The sequence below is a fragment of the Blautia sp. MCC269 genome, assembly GCF_018785655.1.
Classification (GTDB): Bacteria; Bacillota; Clostridia; order Lachnospirales; family Lachnospiraceae; genus Blautia_A.
In genome coordinates this window covers 45,405-61,649 of record NZ_WQQE01000105.1, presented here as the reverse complement: position 1 = coordinate 61,649, position 16,245 = coordinate 45,405, and the positions used below count along the sequence as shown (strand labels likewise).

Genomic DNA, 16,245 nt, shown 5'->3' with positions numbered 1-16,245 from the left:
ATGTTCAAATTATGGTACATTTATTGTAGCAGTCAGAGGAAATATTGCGGCCTTTTTTAGGAACCGGGATTTTCGAAGGGCTGAACAAATAACATAGAACTTATTTATTTGGTTTTATTGTTTCTTTCCTGGGAGTGCAGAGAAGGAGGGAACGGATAAGAGCAGATAATCATAAGGATATAATCTTTATAAGGAAGGTGAGCAATTGGAAAACTATACTAAGTACAAGCTGAAAAGCAGTGATGAGCTTGCATCAGTGCTGAACGGCAGGGACAATCTGTTCGTAATCGCCTGTAACAAGTGTTTTAAGGAATTTGAGACCGTTGACGAACCGGATTGCGAGGAATTCCTGAAATTTGCTGCGGAGCAGGGAAAAACCGTCACAGGCAGTGCGAAATTCGATTTTCTGTGCAACAAGATGCACACAGAAAGAAAATTACAGGATCTGCTGCCGGAAGGTACAGAGAATGTAGTTGTGATCTCCTGTGGTCTTGGTATCCAGACTGTTGCAGATCTGGCCGGTAAGCCGGTGATCGCAGCAAGTAATACCCTTAACTACAGAGGACATCACGGCATGGCACTTACCAAGAAGAGCTGCGATGCATGTGCACAGTGCTATCTGAACATTACCGGAGGCGTCTGTCCTATCGTCGACTGTTCAAAGAGTCTTGTCAATGGACAGTGCGGCGGAGCAAAGAACGGTAAATGTGAAGTAGACCCGAATAAAGACTGTGCATGGGAAAAGATCTACCAGAGACTGGCAAAACAGGGCCGTCTGGAAGAGTTCCTGAACCAGCCGGTACAGGTACGTGATTACTCCAAGGTTAACTTCAAGGTGATCAACGATTACGTGAAGTCTATCAGAGAAGACAGACTGAACGGATACTATGGCGGCGTTCATCCGTCAGAGCACAAGGAATTCAGCGAGCATATCGCACTGAAGAAATTCCCGGATCCGAAGACTGTAGTGATCTCCATGTCCCAGCATCTTGGTGCACCTGCCAACCCGATCGTAGAGGTAGGCGACACTGTAAAAGTCGGACAGAAGATCGGCGAAGCTGCCGGATTTATCAGCGCACCGGTACACTCCAGCGTAAGCGGAACCGTAGTTGCCGTTGAGCCACGTATGCATGGCACAAGAGGCAGTGAAGTCATGGCTGTTGTCATTGAATCGGATGGAAAAAATACTCTGCACGAATCCGTACAGCCACATGGTGACCTTGATAATCTGACTCCGGATGAGATCATTGAGATTGTAAAAGAAGCAGGAATCGTTGGTATGGGTGGTGCAGGCTTCCCGACCTGTGTCAAACTGAAACCAGCCAAACCAGTTGATACCATTCTACTCAATGGATGCGAATGTGAGCCATATTTAACAGCAGACCACAAGGTTCTCCTTGAGTTTGCAGATGACATTATTTTTGGTCTGAAAGCGATCCTGAAGACAACAGGTGCCGAGAAGGGTATCATTGTCATTGAGGATAACAAGCAGGATGCCATCGAATTAATGCAGGAAAAAGTTGCCAATATCGGAAACATGGAAGTATTTGTCGCAAGAACCAAATACCCGCAGGGCGCTGAGAAGACTCTCATCAAGCGCGTTATGGGCAGAAAAGTTCCAAGCGGCGGTCTCCCGGCAGATGTTGGCGTTATCGTAGATAATATCAGTACCGTAAAAGCAATCTCCGATGCAATCCAGAAGGGTATGCCTCTGATCGAGCGTGTTACAACAATAACAGGCGAGAAGATCAAGAATCCTGGCAACTTTATCATCAAGATCGGTACTAGCGTAAAAGAGCTGATCGATTACTGCGGCGGATTTACAGATGACGATGTTCTGGTCAAGATGGGCGGACCTATGATGGGATTCCCTCTGAACACTCTGGATGTACCTATGATGAAGGGCTCCAACGGTATCATCGCCATTGATACAGACGAGACCAAAGAGCAGCCATGTATCAAGTGCGGACGCTGCGTGGATGTATGTCCGATGGAACTTTCTCCTCTGTATTTCGTTAAATATGCGAAAGAAGAGAACTGGCAGGGCATGAAAGACATGAATGTCATGGACTGTGTTGAGTGCAGATGCTGTCAGTATATCTGTTCTTCCAAGATTCCGATCATTAACAGTATCAAAGCCGGAAAAAATGCAGTAAGGGGGATGAAGTGATATGTTGATTACCCAGTTAAAAGCAAAAGAAACTATCGTATCACTGGCAGCCGGAAAGAAAGTTTTTATCATCAACTGCCATGGATGCAAGGAAGTTCGTTTTCCGGAAAAAGAAGCTGTTGAACTTCAGAAGGAGCTTTCCGCTGAAGGAAATGTGACAGGAATCATGACAACGGATTATATCTGTAATCCGGAAAATATGCAGTTACGTCTCCAGAAACACATGAGCAAGATCCAGGAAGCTGACCTGGTTCTGGTATTCTCCTGCGGCGTTGGTGTTCAGACCATCGCAGAATATCTGGAAGACAAGATGGTATGTGCAGCCTGCGATACATACCCGGTACCTGGTTTCCAGGGTGTAACACCGTTAGAATATAAATGTGACCAGTGCGGTGAGTGTTATTTGAACCTTACCGGCGGAATCTGCCCGATCACAGCATGTTCCAAGAGTCTTGTAAACGGCCAGTGCGGCGGTTCCAAGAATGGTAAATGCGAAGTGGACAGCGACATGGAGTGTGGATGGGAGCGCATCTACAGACGTCTGAAAGAGATCGGACGCCTTGACGCACTGAAATGCCCGACACAGATCCATAATTTCGCTACAGATGATGAAGTGAAATAAGAAGCTTGATGAAATTATGATATTGTCCGCCTGGAACATGGCGGCCAATACCCCAAATTTATAATGATTGGAGCAAAGTATAATATGAAAATGAAAGAATTATTCGACCGTGGTGAATTTGTAGTTTCTGCTGAAGTAGGACCGCCAAAAGGGATCCATGTAGATGAGCTGGTAGAAGAAGCCAAAACTTACCTGAAAGGTGTTCATGCAGTTAATGTAACAGATAACCAGTCTTCAGTAATGCGTCTTGGATCTCTTGCAATGTGTAAAGTCCTCAAAGATGCAGGAATGGACCCGATCTTCCAGCTGGCATGCCGTGATAGAAACCGTATCGCACTGGAGTCTGATCTTTTAAGTGCAGCTATGCTTGGTATCGAGAATATCCTCTGCCTCACAGGTGACCACACAAAGATGGGCGACCATCCGCAGGCAAAACCGGTATTTGACCTTGATTCTGTATCTCTTCTTCATACAGTACAGCTTCTTGAGTCCGGTGTAGACCTTGGTGGAAACCAGCTCGTTGGCGAGCCTCCGAAATTCTCCAAAGGTGCCGTTGTATCTCCATGCAGCGATTCCGTTGACGCTCAGCTTGCAAAGATGGAAAGAAAAGTTGCCGCAGGTGCAGACTACTTCCAGACACAGGCTGTATTTGAGCCGGAGAAATTCATCAAATTCATGGAAAAAGCGAAACAGTTCGGAAAACCGGTACAGGTTGGTATCATCATTCCGAAGTCTGCTGGAATGGCTAAGTTCATGAACAACAACGTTGCCGGCATTCATGTTCCGGATGAGATGATCGAGGAGCTGAAAGCTGACAAAGAGAAGACAAAAGCTGGTATCACAGGTGTTGAGATCGCTGCACGTATCATCAAAGAGTGTAAGCCATACTGCCAGGGTGTACATATCATGGCACTTGGATGGGAGTCCAAGATCCCGGCACTTCTGGAGCAGGCTGAGATCTGATCAGAACGATTGCTTTATAAAAAATAACCAGAAAAGCTGTCCGGAACCGGATGCAGGAGATGCACACCGACCGGGCAGCTTTTGTGTAAGAAAAAGCTTCTCTATACGGAAAAACTCTTCGGGAAGCCTGCGTGATCCACAGCGGAAGAATTCTAGATTAAGAGGTAAAGAGACGATGGAAAGTATTATTATCGGGATCGCCGGAGGATCAGGTTCCGGCAAATCTACATTTACAAACAGACTGAAGAAGCATTTCGGAGACGATGTGGTGGTGATCTATCATGATAATTACTACCGCAGACAGGACGGAATTCCCTTTGAAGAACGTGTGAAGGTGAATTACGATCACCCGGATTCACTGGAAACCGATCTTCTGGTAGAGCATCTCAAAGAACTCAAGGAGGGCAAAACCATCCAATGTCCGGTATACGATTACAGTCAGCACAACCGCTCCGACAAAGTGCTGAAGATCGAACCAAGACCGGTCATTCTGGTAGAGGGAATCCTGCTTCTTGCAGATCCCCGTATCCGAGATCTTCTGGATATCAAGGTTTATGTGGAAGCAGATGCAGATGAGAGGATCTTAAGACGGATATCCAGAGATGTGGAGGAACGTGGACGGGATTTAAACGGAATTATCGATCAGTATCTTACCACAGTAAAACCGATGCATTATCTGTATGTGGAGCCTACAAGGGCGAAAGCAGATATTGTGATCAACAGCGGTAAGAATAATGTGGCCTTTGATCTGTTTGTGTCAAAGATCGGGCAGCTGCTGAAAGAACTGAAAAAATAATAAGTAAAATAAAAAAAGCATGTCATACTTTAGGACAGAGCGGATCAAGTTATATCCGTCTGGCTGTGTATGACATGCTTTTTTGAGCGGTTCAGGTGAAGCTGCCTGTATTCACACGCTCTGTATAAATTTTTCCACATAATATAAAGCTGCACCAATGGCAGGTGTATACTGTCCGTGGGTACCGACCAGAATCTGATCTTTATCCAGGGTAAAGGGTGCGCCTGTGTTGATGTGTTCCAGCAGATAAGAGATGTCTTCTTCCGTAAAATAAGGTGCCAGATATCCGCTGATGATGATCGGCGCATCGATGATCAGGTTCAGGTTTTTCATGGCAAATGCCAGATGGTTCAGGTAATCTTCCCAGTGCTCAGTAAGCCGGGGAGATTTTTTTTCGCGGAGCAGCGGGAAAAATTCCTTCACAGGCATCCCCGCAGACTGTTCCAGAGCATTGGCAGAGCAGTAGGTCTCCAGACAGCCACGGTTTCCGCAGTAGCATAAAGGGCCATCCGGGTTCACGCATATATGCTCAAGGGTTCCGCTGTGCATGGAGCTTCCCTGATGGATCTGATGATTGGTGATAATGGCACCGCCCAGGTTTCGGTTCAGAAGGAACACGACAGCACTGTCGAGCTCCGGGTGATTCCACAGCTCCAGAAAAGCGGCGGATTTGGAATCGTGTTCCAGATGGCAGGGGTAAGGAAGATGCCGGGAAAAATCCTCCAGCTTCATGCCGGTATTGTTCATGATGTTTCCATAGATCACAGTGGAATTATCCGGAGAAGTGATCCCCTGTGTGGCAATGGAAATACCCAGGATCTTTTCTTCTGGATAGTGATTCTCTGCGATGAATTCCCGTACTTTATCGGTCAGCTGTCTGTAATACTCTTCTGTGTTGGAATAGGGAAGAGCAATGGTTTCTGTATAAAAAGCATTTCCATATAAGTCTATGGCTGTGATATGGAACATGTTTTTCAGAATCCCGATGCCAATGGAAATCCGAAAATCCGAGGCAATCTGGATGGCCTGTGCCTTCCTTCCGCCTGTGGAATCAAAATATCCGTTTCTGTCAATAAGCCCTTCTTTTTCCAGTAGGTTCAGATTTTGGCTTACGGTGGAAAGCCCCATCTGAAGATCCTGGACGATCTGCATTTTGGAAGTCTGGTGTGTTTGGTATATATATTGGTAAACCTTGGAGCGGTTTATTTTCTTTAAATTGATGGTGGTTAATCCTTTTTCACTCATGAGATTCTCCTGATAAAAGTAATTATAGATATGTTTAAGTCTTAAATGTATTTTAGTATAAATCTGCGGGAAATGCAATGCAGGAGCGCCTGAGTAAAAGTAAACAAAAATATAAGAGGAAAATTAGGTGTTTTGTCAATGGATTTTTTAAAAAAATAGTTTTATACTCTACTTACAGTTAAGACATAAGCATAAGTGAAAGACATAAATAATAACGAAATATAAGAAAACAGGGAGGTTCAAGATTATGAAATTAACAAGAAATGGAATCAAGGAACGTGAAGCATGGAAGAAAGCAGGCATCGATCTTCCGGGATACGATGTAGAGGCTGTGACTGAGAAAGCGAAAAAAGAGCCAGGCTGGGTACATTTCGGAATCGGAAATATCTTCCGTGTATTTATCGGCGGTATTGCAGATGGTCTTCTGGAAGAGGGAGTTCTTGACAGAGGTATCACATGTGTAGAGACTTTTGATTATGACGTAGTGGATAAAATTTACGCGCCATATGACAACCTTGGCTTAAATGTCATCCTTCACGGTGATGGAACCCGTGAGTACAAAGTTCTCGGGGCACTTGCAGAAGCAGTGAAAGCACAGTCTTCTGATGCTGAACAATGGAACCGCCTGAAAGAAATTTTTGCGGCTAAATCTCTGCAGCTGGTTTCTTTCACGATCACAGAGAAGGGCTATGCACTCCAGAAAGCAGACGGAACATGGTTCCCGTTTGTGGAAGCAGATATTAAAAACGGACCGGATAAGGCAACGGGAGCAATGGCAGTTCTTGTGGCTATGCTGAATGAGAGATATAAAGCAGGGAAATATCCGATCGCTCTGGTATCTATGGATAACTGCTCACAGAACGGCGCCAAGCTTCGTGAGTCCGTGCTGACTATGACAGAGGAATGGCATAAAGCAGGTTTTGTAGATGATGGCTTTGTAGATTATGTAACGGATGAGAAGGTGGTTGCATTCCCGTGGACCATGATCGACAAGATCACACCTCGTCCAAGTGAGCAGATCGCAGCAGACCTTGAGAACCTTGGCGTTGAAGATATGCAGCCGGTGATCACAGGAAAGAAAACATACATTGCACCATTTGTCAATGCTGAGAAGCCACAGTATCTTGTTATCGAGGACAGCTTCCCTAACGGACGCCCTGCTCTGGAAAAAGGCTTCGGCGTATATATGGCGGACAGAAATACCGTCAATCTCTCCGAGAGAATGAAAGTAACCGTTTGCCTGAATCCTGTACATTCCGCAACCGGCCCTCTTGGTGTGGTACTTGGATATGATCTCTTTGCACACATGCTGAACACCAACGAAGATATGATGAAAATGGCCCGTATGGTTGCTTATGACGAGGGACTTCCGGTAGTTGCAGATCCTGGAATCCTTTCCCCGCAGGCATTTGTGGATGAGCTTTTCAATGACCGTTTCCCGAATGAGTATCTTGGAGATACAAACCTTCGTCTGGCTGTAGATGTGTCCCAGATGGTAGGTATCCGTTTCGGTGAGACTGTAAAAGCATATGTGAAGAAATTTGGAGATGCTTCCAGGCTGACAGCAATCCCGCTTGGAATCGCAGGATGGCTGAGATACATGCTGGCTGTAGATGATGAAGGAAACAAATTTGAGCTTGCACCAGACCCGATGAATGAGGAGATCACAGAGCAGCTTGGAGATATCGTGATCGGAAAACCTGAGACCTTCAAGGATCAGCTGAAGCCGATCCTTTCCAATGAGAGACTGTTCTTTACAGATCTTTACAAAGATGGTGTGGGTGAAAAGATCGAGGACATGTTCCGCGAGATGATCGCAGGACCTGGAGCTGTGAAGGCAACCATTCATAAATATGTAAAATAAAACCAGGGTTACGAAAATAGCTTATGTAGGTATTGAATAAAGAGAAATCCAGAGCTTGCACAGGTAGAACGCAGAATTGCAGAGTGATCGCATTTCTGAGCATGCAGTAAAGCGGGATGCGAACACCGGATTTATGAAAGGATGGGGTTTTGAAATGAATTTAAAAGATCAGATGAACGGAGTTCAGCACGTAGGTGTGCCGACCAATGACATTGAGACAACCATTAAATTTTATGAAGCACTGGGATTTGAGATTGCTTTTCAGACCGTAAACGAAGCTGCCAATGAGAAGGTTGCTTTTCTGAAACTGGGAAATCTTGTGATCGAGACTTACGAGAACAAAGCAGCAAAAATGGAATCCGGTGCCATCGATCATGTTGCCATTGATGTGAAGGATGTGGAGAAAGTCCACGAGCTGGTGACAGCAGCCGGACTGAATACTACCAATGATGAAGTCCATTTCCTGCCGTTCTGGGAGAATGGTGTGAAGTTTTTTACTATTGAGGGACCGAATAAGGAGAAAGTGGAGTTTAGCCAGTACCTATAAGAAGTAAATAAAATTGTGTTCATGAGTGTGAAACAGAGTACAATACAGAGGTTCGTTTTGTGTTGCATACAGCCTGTCAGATATAAGATGATCAAAGATCATCGTGTATCCGGCGGGCTGTTTTCTGTATTAGACAGAATTTGGGGCCGAGGGAAAATTTCTTGCATGAAATGGATAATGAGACTACAATGAGATGCAGATGTGCTATAGAAGATCGGGATCAGCAGTAGATGAGATGATTCCTGAAGAATAAAAACGGGAAATGGATTTCGGATATCTGTTTCTTGGTATGATGGAGAATTATGAAAATACATTACAGAGTCAAAAAGAATACAATAGAAATTATCCGTTGTTACGGAACAGACAGCCGGGTGGTGCTGCCGGAAGAGATCAATGGCCTTCCGGTAGTCAGTGCGGCGCCGTATGCGTTTTCCGCACACAAGGATGGAGAAGAAGATGCAGAAACCTGGGAGAGCGAAGAAGCATTTTCGTTCGGAGAGGAACGACTTCTTGCCGGAGAGGAAGTGCAGGAGATCGTTTTTCCCGATACACTGAAGGAAATTGGAAGATATATTTTTTATGGGTGCAAAAAACTGGAACGGCTGGAATTTTCGGATACGCTGATGCAGGTGGGAACCGGGGCGTTTACGGGATGCAGCGGGCTGAAGGAGCTTGTGATCCATCAGAAAAAGGGAATCAAATCCTGTGCAAAGGAAATCCTTGGGGAACTGTGGCAGAAGATCGATGTGGATTTTCTGTATGAAAACGGCGAGGCAGGTGGAAAACGTGCGCATATGGTTTTTCCGGAGCATTATGATGAGGCGGTGGAGAACACGCCTGCGAGAATTTTGTTTACGGAGTATCATGGTTCAGGGACCAATTACCGGCAATGCTTCTATAATAAAGAACTGGATTTCGCAGAGTATGACAGCCTGTTTGATATGGCAGTGGTAATGGATAAGCTGGAGGTTCTGGTTGATATGAGCTTTGGGCGGCTTCGTTATCCGTGGCAGCTGAGCGAAAAGGCGAAGAAGCAGTATGAGGATTATATCCGGGGAAATCTTAAGGATATCGGGGAATACCTGGTGGAAAGCGGAAACTTAAATGGTCTGGAGCTGCTTTCACGGGAAAAGCTCTGGAACAGAGAGGGCCTGGAACATAGTATTGATGTGGTGTCCGGGAAGAAGGATATGGAGATTTCCGCATTTCTGATGAATGAACGCAGCCGGATGCTGAAGGAAGAGCAGAAGGTTGCCGGGGAGACAGAAAATGAGAGGTGCCCTGTTAAAAGGAGAAAGAAGTTTCAGTTATGAGTGATATAGAAACAACTGAAAAAAATAAAAATAACTTCCTGCCCGGTCAGGGATCCAATCCCCAGGAGGCGGCCCAGCGTCTCCAGGACATCGGCAGCAGCATCCTCCGGGCGGCAAGAGACGAGCTGTATCTTGGCATGCGTTTTCTGGATGTGGCGCTGAGCAGCTTTATTTATCAGATGGATGGTTCGGTCAGTCCGTTTGGAACAGACGGGGCTGTGATGTATTTCCATCCGGCACAGCTTGGCGGGCTTTATAAAGAAAACAGGATTCTTGTGAATCGAGGATATCTCCATATGGTATTTCACTGCATTTTCCGGCACTTTGGGAAGCCGGGAATAGAGAAGCGTTTGTGGAATTTAAGCTGCGATATTGCAGTGGAGCATATGATCGACGGGATCTACCACCGCTCAGTCCGATATTCCAGAAGTCTTCTCCGGAGGGAAACCTACCGTCTTCTGGAAAAGGAAAAGAAGACGCTGAATGCAGAGAGAATCTACAAGATTCTGAAAGAAGAATTTCTGAAAGAAAAAGAACTGGCACAGCTTGAAAAAGAGTTCTACGTGGACGACCATAAATACTGGGCAAACCAACAGCCCGACCGGAAACCCAATCCCCTGATGAGCAAAAAATGGGGAGATATCAGCGATGGGATCGAAACAGACCTTGGGACTTTTTCCAGAGAGTCAGGAGAGCAGGACGGAGATTTTCTGGACCAGCTGAAAATAGAGAACCGGGAACGATATGATTATCGGGAATTTCTGCGGAAGTTTGCAGTATTTCGGGAAGAACTGACTGTAGATCCGGACAGCTTTGATTATAATTTTTATACCTACGGGCTTTCCCTTTACGGGAATATGCCGCTGATCGAACCCCTGGAAACCAGAGAAGTGAAAAAAGTTTCGGAATTTGTCATTGTGATCGATACCTCCATGTCCTGTTCAGGAGAACTGGTACAGAGATTTCTGGAGGAAACCTATGGGATCTTAAGCGACAGCGGGAATTTTTTCCAGAAGGTAAATATACACATTATCCAGTGTGATGAGAAGGTGCATTCGGATGTGAAGATCACCAGCAGAGAAGAACTGCAGGATTACATGGACAGCCTGGAACTTTACGGTGATGGAGGTACAGATTTCCGTCCGGCTTTTGCTTATGTGGAAGAGCTGATGGAAAAACGTGAGTTTGAAAATCTTAAGGGCCTGGTGTATTTTACAGACGGTTACGGTATTTTTCCGGCAAAGATGCCTCCATACCGGACAGCATTTGTATTTATGGAGCAGGAGCCTGAGGATGTGGATATCCCGGCCTGGGCCATGAAGCTGGTGATCACGGAGGAAGAATTGTAAAGAATTATATCCATATCTTATGTCATGAATCTGATATTTTAATCTTTTATTTTGTATATTGCTATCTGCATATCAGTTATAGTGTAGAAAATAGGTAACAACAGACAATGTTACGGAAAATATACAGAACAGGAGATTGTATGGCATGAGATATGGGTATTTTGATGAAGAAAAAAAGGAATATGTAATTACCAGGCCGGACACACCTGCTCCGTGGGTGAATTATTTGGGATCGCCGGAATACGGAGCAATCGTTTCCAATAATGCAGGGGGATACAGCTTTGCAAAATCCGGGGCGAACGGCAGAATCCTGAGATATATTTTTAATCAGTTTGATCAGCCGGGAAGATATATTTATCTCAGGGATAATGACACAAAAGATTATTGGTCAGCATCCTGGCAGCCGGTTGGCAAAGATCTCAGTGAGTATAAAAGTGAATGTCATCATGGCACAGCCTATACTAAAATGATGGCAGATTACAGCGAGATACATTCAGAGGTGAGATACTATGTACCGCTTGGGCAGTCCTACGAGGTATGGAATCTGAAAGTTACCAACTGCTCAGACAGAAAACGTGAGATCAGTGTGACTGGATATGCAGAGTTTACAAATAACAGCAATTATGAACAGGATCAGGTGAATCTGCAGTATTCCCAGTATATTACAAGAACAGTATTCTGTGGAGATCGTGTACGTCAGATGATCCATGCGAATCTGGACGGCCTTAAGGATGGGGAAGAGGTTGATAACAAGAACGTGTTCAACCGATTCTTCGGCCTGGCTGGAGAGAAGGTTTCTTCCTGGTGTGGTGACAGGGAAAAATTCCTTGGAAGATATCACGGATACAACAATCCGGCAGGGGTTGAAGCCGGTGTATTATGTAATGAGGGAAATTATAATGAAAACAGCTGTGGAGCTCTTTCAGCTGTAATTACTCTGGAACCGGGAGAAAGTCGGGAAATGGCTTTTTTGGCAGGAATGAAGGAGGATAATGAAGCAGCGGAGATTATAGCACATTATGCAGACTGTGAAAAAACATGCGCGGTGGAGCTTGAAGAACTGATCAGTTACTGGCACGGACAGCTTGCACATTTTCAGATCAGAACACCAAGTCCGGAATTCGATACCATGATCAATACATGGAACGCATATAACTGTTTTATGACATTTATCTGGTCACGTGCAGCATCTTTTACTTATTGCGGACTTCGTAACGGATATGGATACCGTGATACTGTACAGGATATCCAGGGTGTGATCCATCTTGCACCCCAAATGGCACTGGATAAGATCCGTTTCATGCTGTCAGCACAGGTAGATAACGGCGGCGGTCTTCCACTTGTGAAATTCACACATAATCCGGGACATGAGGATACACCGGATGATGCGTCCTATGTACAGGAAACTGGTCATCCGGCATACCGTGCAGATGATGCACTCTGGCTGTTCCCTACTGTATACAAATATATTTCAGAGACAGGAAATTTTGCATTCATCGATGAAGTGATCCCGTTTGCAAACAAGGATGAAGGAACTGTATACGAGCATCTGAAAAGAGCTATTGACTTCTCCATGAACCATCTTGGCAGACATGGAATGCCGGCCGGACTTTATGCAGACTGGAATGATTGTCTGAGACTTGGAAAGGATGGGGAATCTACTTTCGTTGCATTACAGTTCTATTATGCAATGACTATCCTGAAAGAGTTTGCAAAGTACAAAAAAGATGAAAAATATATAAAATACCTGGAAGAAAAACAAGAGCAGCTTGGAAAATTGATCCAGGAACTCTGTTGGAATGAAGATCGTTTTATCCGTGGTTTTACGGAGCGAGGAGAGGTTATCGGAAAGAGAACTGACCCGGAGGCAAATATGTGGCTGAATCCACAGAGCTGGGCTGTGATCAGCGGCCTTGCAACAGAGCGGCAGGCAGATCTGGCTCTTCAAATGGTTTATGAAAGATTGAATACAGAATACGGTGCAATCCTTATGGATCCTCCATATCATGCAAATGCTTTCGACGGAGCACTTGCGGTTATCTACAATGCAGGAACAAAGGAAAATGCGGGAATCTTTTCACAGTCACAGGGATGGCTCATTCTGGCAGAAGCACTTTGCGGACATGGTGAGCGTGCATTTAATTATTTCCTGGAGAATGCTCCGGCAGCGCAGAATGACAGGGCTGAGATCAGACAGCTGGAGCCATACTGCTATGGACAGTTTACAGAAGGAAAAGCAAGCCCGAATTTCGGACGATCTCATGTGCACTGGCTGACAGGAACAGCATCTACTGTGATGGTAGGATGTGTAGAAGGAATTCTTGGCATGCGTCCGGATTTCTATGGCTTACGTATAGCACCATCGATTCCAAAAGAATGGGAGAAGTTTGAGATAAGCAAGGATTTCCGTGGATGTCATCTCCATATCACTGTGAAGAATCCGGGACATGTGGAAGCCGGATGTAAAAAACTCTATGTAAATGGAGAAGAGCTTCCGGGTAATTATATTCCGCAGGAGAAACTTACCGGTGAGACAGAAATTGAATTCTATATGTCATGACATAATGGATATAAATTGCGAGGAGATCACATTTATGAATACAAAGTAAAATGGAATATAAATACCGTTTTATTTTGGCAGGAAGGAGATCACAGAATGAAATATATAAAATTTCAGGATAAAAATGGAAGCTTTTCCATAGAAAATCCGGAGAATTACAGCGGTTTATATATACCTCTGGCCGGAGAAAACGGATTGAAATCCGCGATCACCCCTTCTCTGGGAGGAGACAGCAAACTGGATCAGAATCATTTTCTGCTGGAACCGGTAAGCATTGAGAATCTTCATAATAATCGAAACACCAGAAATTTCTGGTGCAAGATAAAAGGAAAAGGTTACTGGTCAGCATGCGGAGTTTCGGCAGAACAGGAATTTCAGAAATATACTGATAAACAGGATAAAAGCAGCCTGGAAGCCGGATTTATGTGGCAGAAGCTGCACAGAACTTCTGAGAAATACGGACTTCAGTCAGAGATTTTGTCTTTTGTGACAGTGAAAGGTGATGCGGAGGTCCATCTTGTAAAGATTACCAATATTGAAGAGGAAGAACAGGAAATCACACCGGTTGCTGTAATACCTGTATATGGAAGAAGTGCAGACAATCTCAGAGATCACAGGCATGTGACTTCCCTTTTGCACAGGATAAGAACAACGGAGTACGGTGTTGAAGTAAAACCGGTGCTTTCTTTTGATGAAAGAGGTCATCAGAAGAATAATACTGCATATTTTGTATATGGATCTGAAGGCGAGGGAACGGAACCGGAAAGCTTTTATCCTGATGTGGAAATGTTTATCGGAGAAGGCGGTTCTTTCCTGATTCCGGAGGTGGTCAGAGAAGAGAAAAAAGGTGTTCCGGCAGGAACAGAAATTGAAGGAAAGGAAGCTGTCGGTGGTATTCGTTTTGCATCCAGGGTTCTGAGACCACATGAAACAGCTGTATATGTTGTGACAGCGGGAATATCTGAAAGAAATCAGCTGCCGGAGGAGACTGCACGGTTTTACAGAACTGAAAAACAGGTTGCAAGAGAATTTGAACATGTAAAAAAACACTGGACAGAAAAAGTGAATGTTTCTTTTGAGACAGGTGATGAGGACAGAGATAATTATCTGAAATGGATCTGTTTCCAGCCGATATTAAGAAGAATTTACGGTTGTTCATTCCTCCCATATCATGATTATGGAAAAGGTGGAAGAGGCTGGCGTGATCTCTGGCAGGACTGTCTGGCACTTCTGATCATGGAGCCTTCTGTTGTACGTCAGATGATCGTCGATAATTACGGTGGAGTACGCATCGATGGAACCAATGCCACGATCATCGGAAACAGACAGGGTGAATTTATCGCAGACCGCAACAACATTGCCCGCGTGTGGATGGATCATGCTTTCTGGCCATTTGTGACAACGCAGCTTTATATGGATCAGACCGGGGATATGAATGTCCTTTTTGAGAAGATTCCATATTTCAAGGATCTTCAGACAAAAAGAGGAACTGCGCATGATGAAAAATGGAGCAGTGCCTATGGAGAAAATCAGAAAACAGAATCCGGTGAGATTTATTACGGAACGGTTCTGGAACACATTTTGCTGGAAAATCTCTGTGCTTTTTATGATGTAGGAGAGCACAACGAGATGAAACTTCACGGGGCAGACTGGAACGATGCCATGGATATGGCATGGGAAAATGGTGAGAGTGTAGCATTTACCTGTGCATATGCTGGAAATATGAAGAACATCGCAGAATATCTGAGAAAACTTCAGGAAAAGGAAATGTTTGACAGGATTGAAGTTGCGGAAGAAATGGAAATCTTGTTTACCGGAGACCGTGAGCTTTATGAAAGCCCGGAGAAAAAGCAGCAGCTTCTGAGACAGTACACAGAAAAATGTGCACATGATATCAGCGGAAATACTATTGTGATCCGTCTGGACCAGCTTAGCCGGAATCTGGATGAAAAGGCAGATTGGATGATGGAAAACATCCGCAGAAGAGAATGGGTAAAAGACGGAGAAAACGGCTGGTTCAACGGATATTATGATGATCATAAACGTCCTGTGGAAAGGGCAGAGAACAGCCAGGTACGTATGATGCTTACCAGTCAGGTATTTGCGATCATGAGTAAAACTGCACAGAAAGATCAGATTGAGTCTATCTGTAAAAGTGCGGATAAATATCTTTTTGACCGTCAGGCAGGAGGATATCGCCTGAATACCAATTTCCATGAAGAAAAATTTGATCTGGGAAGAATGTTCGGGTTTGCTTATGGAGAAAAGGAAAACGGAGCGGTATTTTCCCATATGGCTGTTATGTATGGCAATGCACTGTATAAAAACGGCTATGCAAAAGAAGGACATAAGGTTCTGGAAACGCTTCTGGACGCTGCCATGGATTTTGAGAACAGCAGGATGTATCCTGGAATTCCGGAATATTTTGATAATCAGGGAAGAGGATTGTATGCATATCTTACCGGTGCTGCAAGCTGGTATATGCTGACTATGATCACAGAGGTATTTGGCGTCAGAGGAGATCTTGGAGATCTGGTGATCGCGCCGGCACTGATGCCGGAGCAGTATAATGAGAATGGACAGGCATCTCTTACTATGGAATTTGCCGGAAGAAAGCTGGAGATCTGTATCTGCAATCCGGAGAAAAAACTTCCTTCAGAATATAAAATAAAAACAGTATGGTGCGATGAAAAGGAAATGAAAAACAAACAGAGTACCTGTGTACGTATAGATCGGGAACTGCTCGAAAAGCTTTCTGTAAAAGAAACACACAGGATCAAAGTGGAACTGATGTAACCGAAATCGGTTATACATAA

The 16,245-nt window shown here is 44.6% G+C and carries 11 protein-coding genes; 10 read left to right on the top strand and 1 reads right to left on the bottom strand.

The features are described 5' to 3' along the window. The first annotated feature begins 205 nt into the window (after positions 1-205). From rsxC to udk, 4 genes are all read left to right on the top strand, one after another. Entirely contained in the window at positions 206-2,170 is a 1,965-nt protein-coding gene (gene rsxC, locus GPK88_RS18160; RefSeq protein ID WP_118168771.1) for an electron transport complex subunit RsxC, read from the top strand. 1 nt (position 2,171) lies between these two features. Then, positions 2,172-2,792: a methylenetetrahydrofolate reductase C-terminal domain-containing protein gene (locus tag GPK88_RS18155; protein ID WP_215708112.1), complete on the top strand. Its 621-nt coding sequence runs from the start codon at positions 2,172-2,174 to the stop codon at positions 2,790-2,792. Between the two features lie 63 nt (positions 2,793-2,855). Beyond that, positions 2,856-3,755: a methylenetetrahydrofolate reductase gene (locus tag GPK88_RS18150; RefSeq protein ID WP_330626729.1), complete on the top strand. Its 900-nt coding sequence runs from the start codon at positions 2,856-2,858 to the stop codon at positions 3,753-3,755. 175 nt (positions 3,756-3,930) lie between these two features. Further along, positions 3,931-4,551 (top strand): uridine kinase, encoded by a 621-nt coding sequence (udk, locus tag GPK88_RS18145; RefSeq protein WP_021976352.1) that lies wholly within the window; start codon positions 3,931-3,933, stop codon positions 4,549-4,551. Positions 4,552-4,662: 111 nt separating this feature from the next. Here the strand turns inward: udk and GPK88_RS18140 are convergent, their stop codons facing one another. Next, complete coding sequence (locus tag GPK88_RS18140; protein ID WP_215708111.1) at positions 4,663-5,796, bottom strand: ROK family protein; 1,134 nt, start codon at positions 5,794-5,796, stop codon at positions 4,663-4,665. Between the two features lie 247 nt (positions 5,797-6,043). Here GPK88_RS18140 and GPK88_RS18135 point away from each other — a divergent pair, with 247 nt between their 5' ends. The 6 genes from GPK88_RS18135 to GPK88_RS18110 all read left to right on the top strand — a co-directional run bounded on the left by GPK88_RS18135 (position 6,044) and on the right by GPK88_RS18110 (position 16,225). After that, a complete protein-coding gene (locus GPK88_RS18135; protein WP_215708110.1) occupies positions 6,044-7,660 on the top strand; it encodes a mannitol dehydrogenase family protein in 1,617 nt (538 codons plus the stop codon). Between the two features lie 154 nt (positions 7,661-7,814). After that, the gene (locus GPK88_RS18130; RefSeq protein WP_119239387.1) at positions 7,815-8,207 is read left to right on the top strand and encodes a VOC family protein; all 393 of its coding nucleotides are present in this window, start codon (positions 7,815-7,817) and stop codon (positions 8,205-8,207) included. 302 nt (positions 8,208-8,509) lie between these two features. Then, a complete protein-coding gene (locus tag GPK88_RS18125) occupies positions 8,510-9,520 on the top strand; it encodes a leucine-rich repeat protein (protein ID WP_215708109.1) in 1,011 nt (336 codons plus the stop codon). Further along, positions 9,517-10,869: a vWA domain-containing protein gene (locus tag GPK88_RS18120; RefSeq protein ID WP_173741321.1), complete on the top strand. Its 1,353-nt coding sequence runs from the start codon at positions 9,517-9,519 to the stop codon at positions 10,867-10,869. Before GPK88_RS18125 ends, GPK88_RS18120 begins: the two co-directional genes overlap by 4 nt. 145 nt (positions 10,870-11,014) lie before the next feature. Further along, positions 11,015-13,429: a glycoside hydrolase family 94 protein gene (locus GPK88_RS18115; RefSeq protein WP_015526176.1), complete on the top strand. Its 2,415-nt coding sequence runs from the start codon at positions 11,015-11,017 to the stop codon at positions 13,427-13,429. 96 nt (positions 13,430-13,525) lie between these two features. Next, on the top strand, positions 13,526-16,225 hold the full coding sequence (locus GPK88_RS18110; protein ID WP_215708108.1) for a GH36-type glycosyl hydrolase domain-containing protein: 2,700 nt from the start codon (positions 13,526-13,528) through the stop codon (positions 16,223-16,225). Positions 16,226-16,245 lie beyond the last annotated feature (20 nt).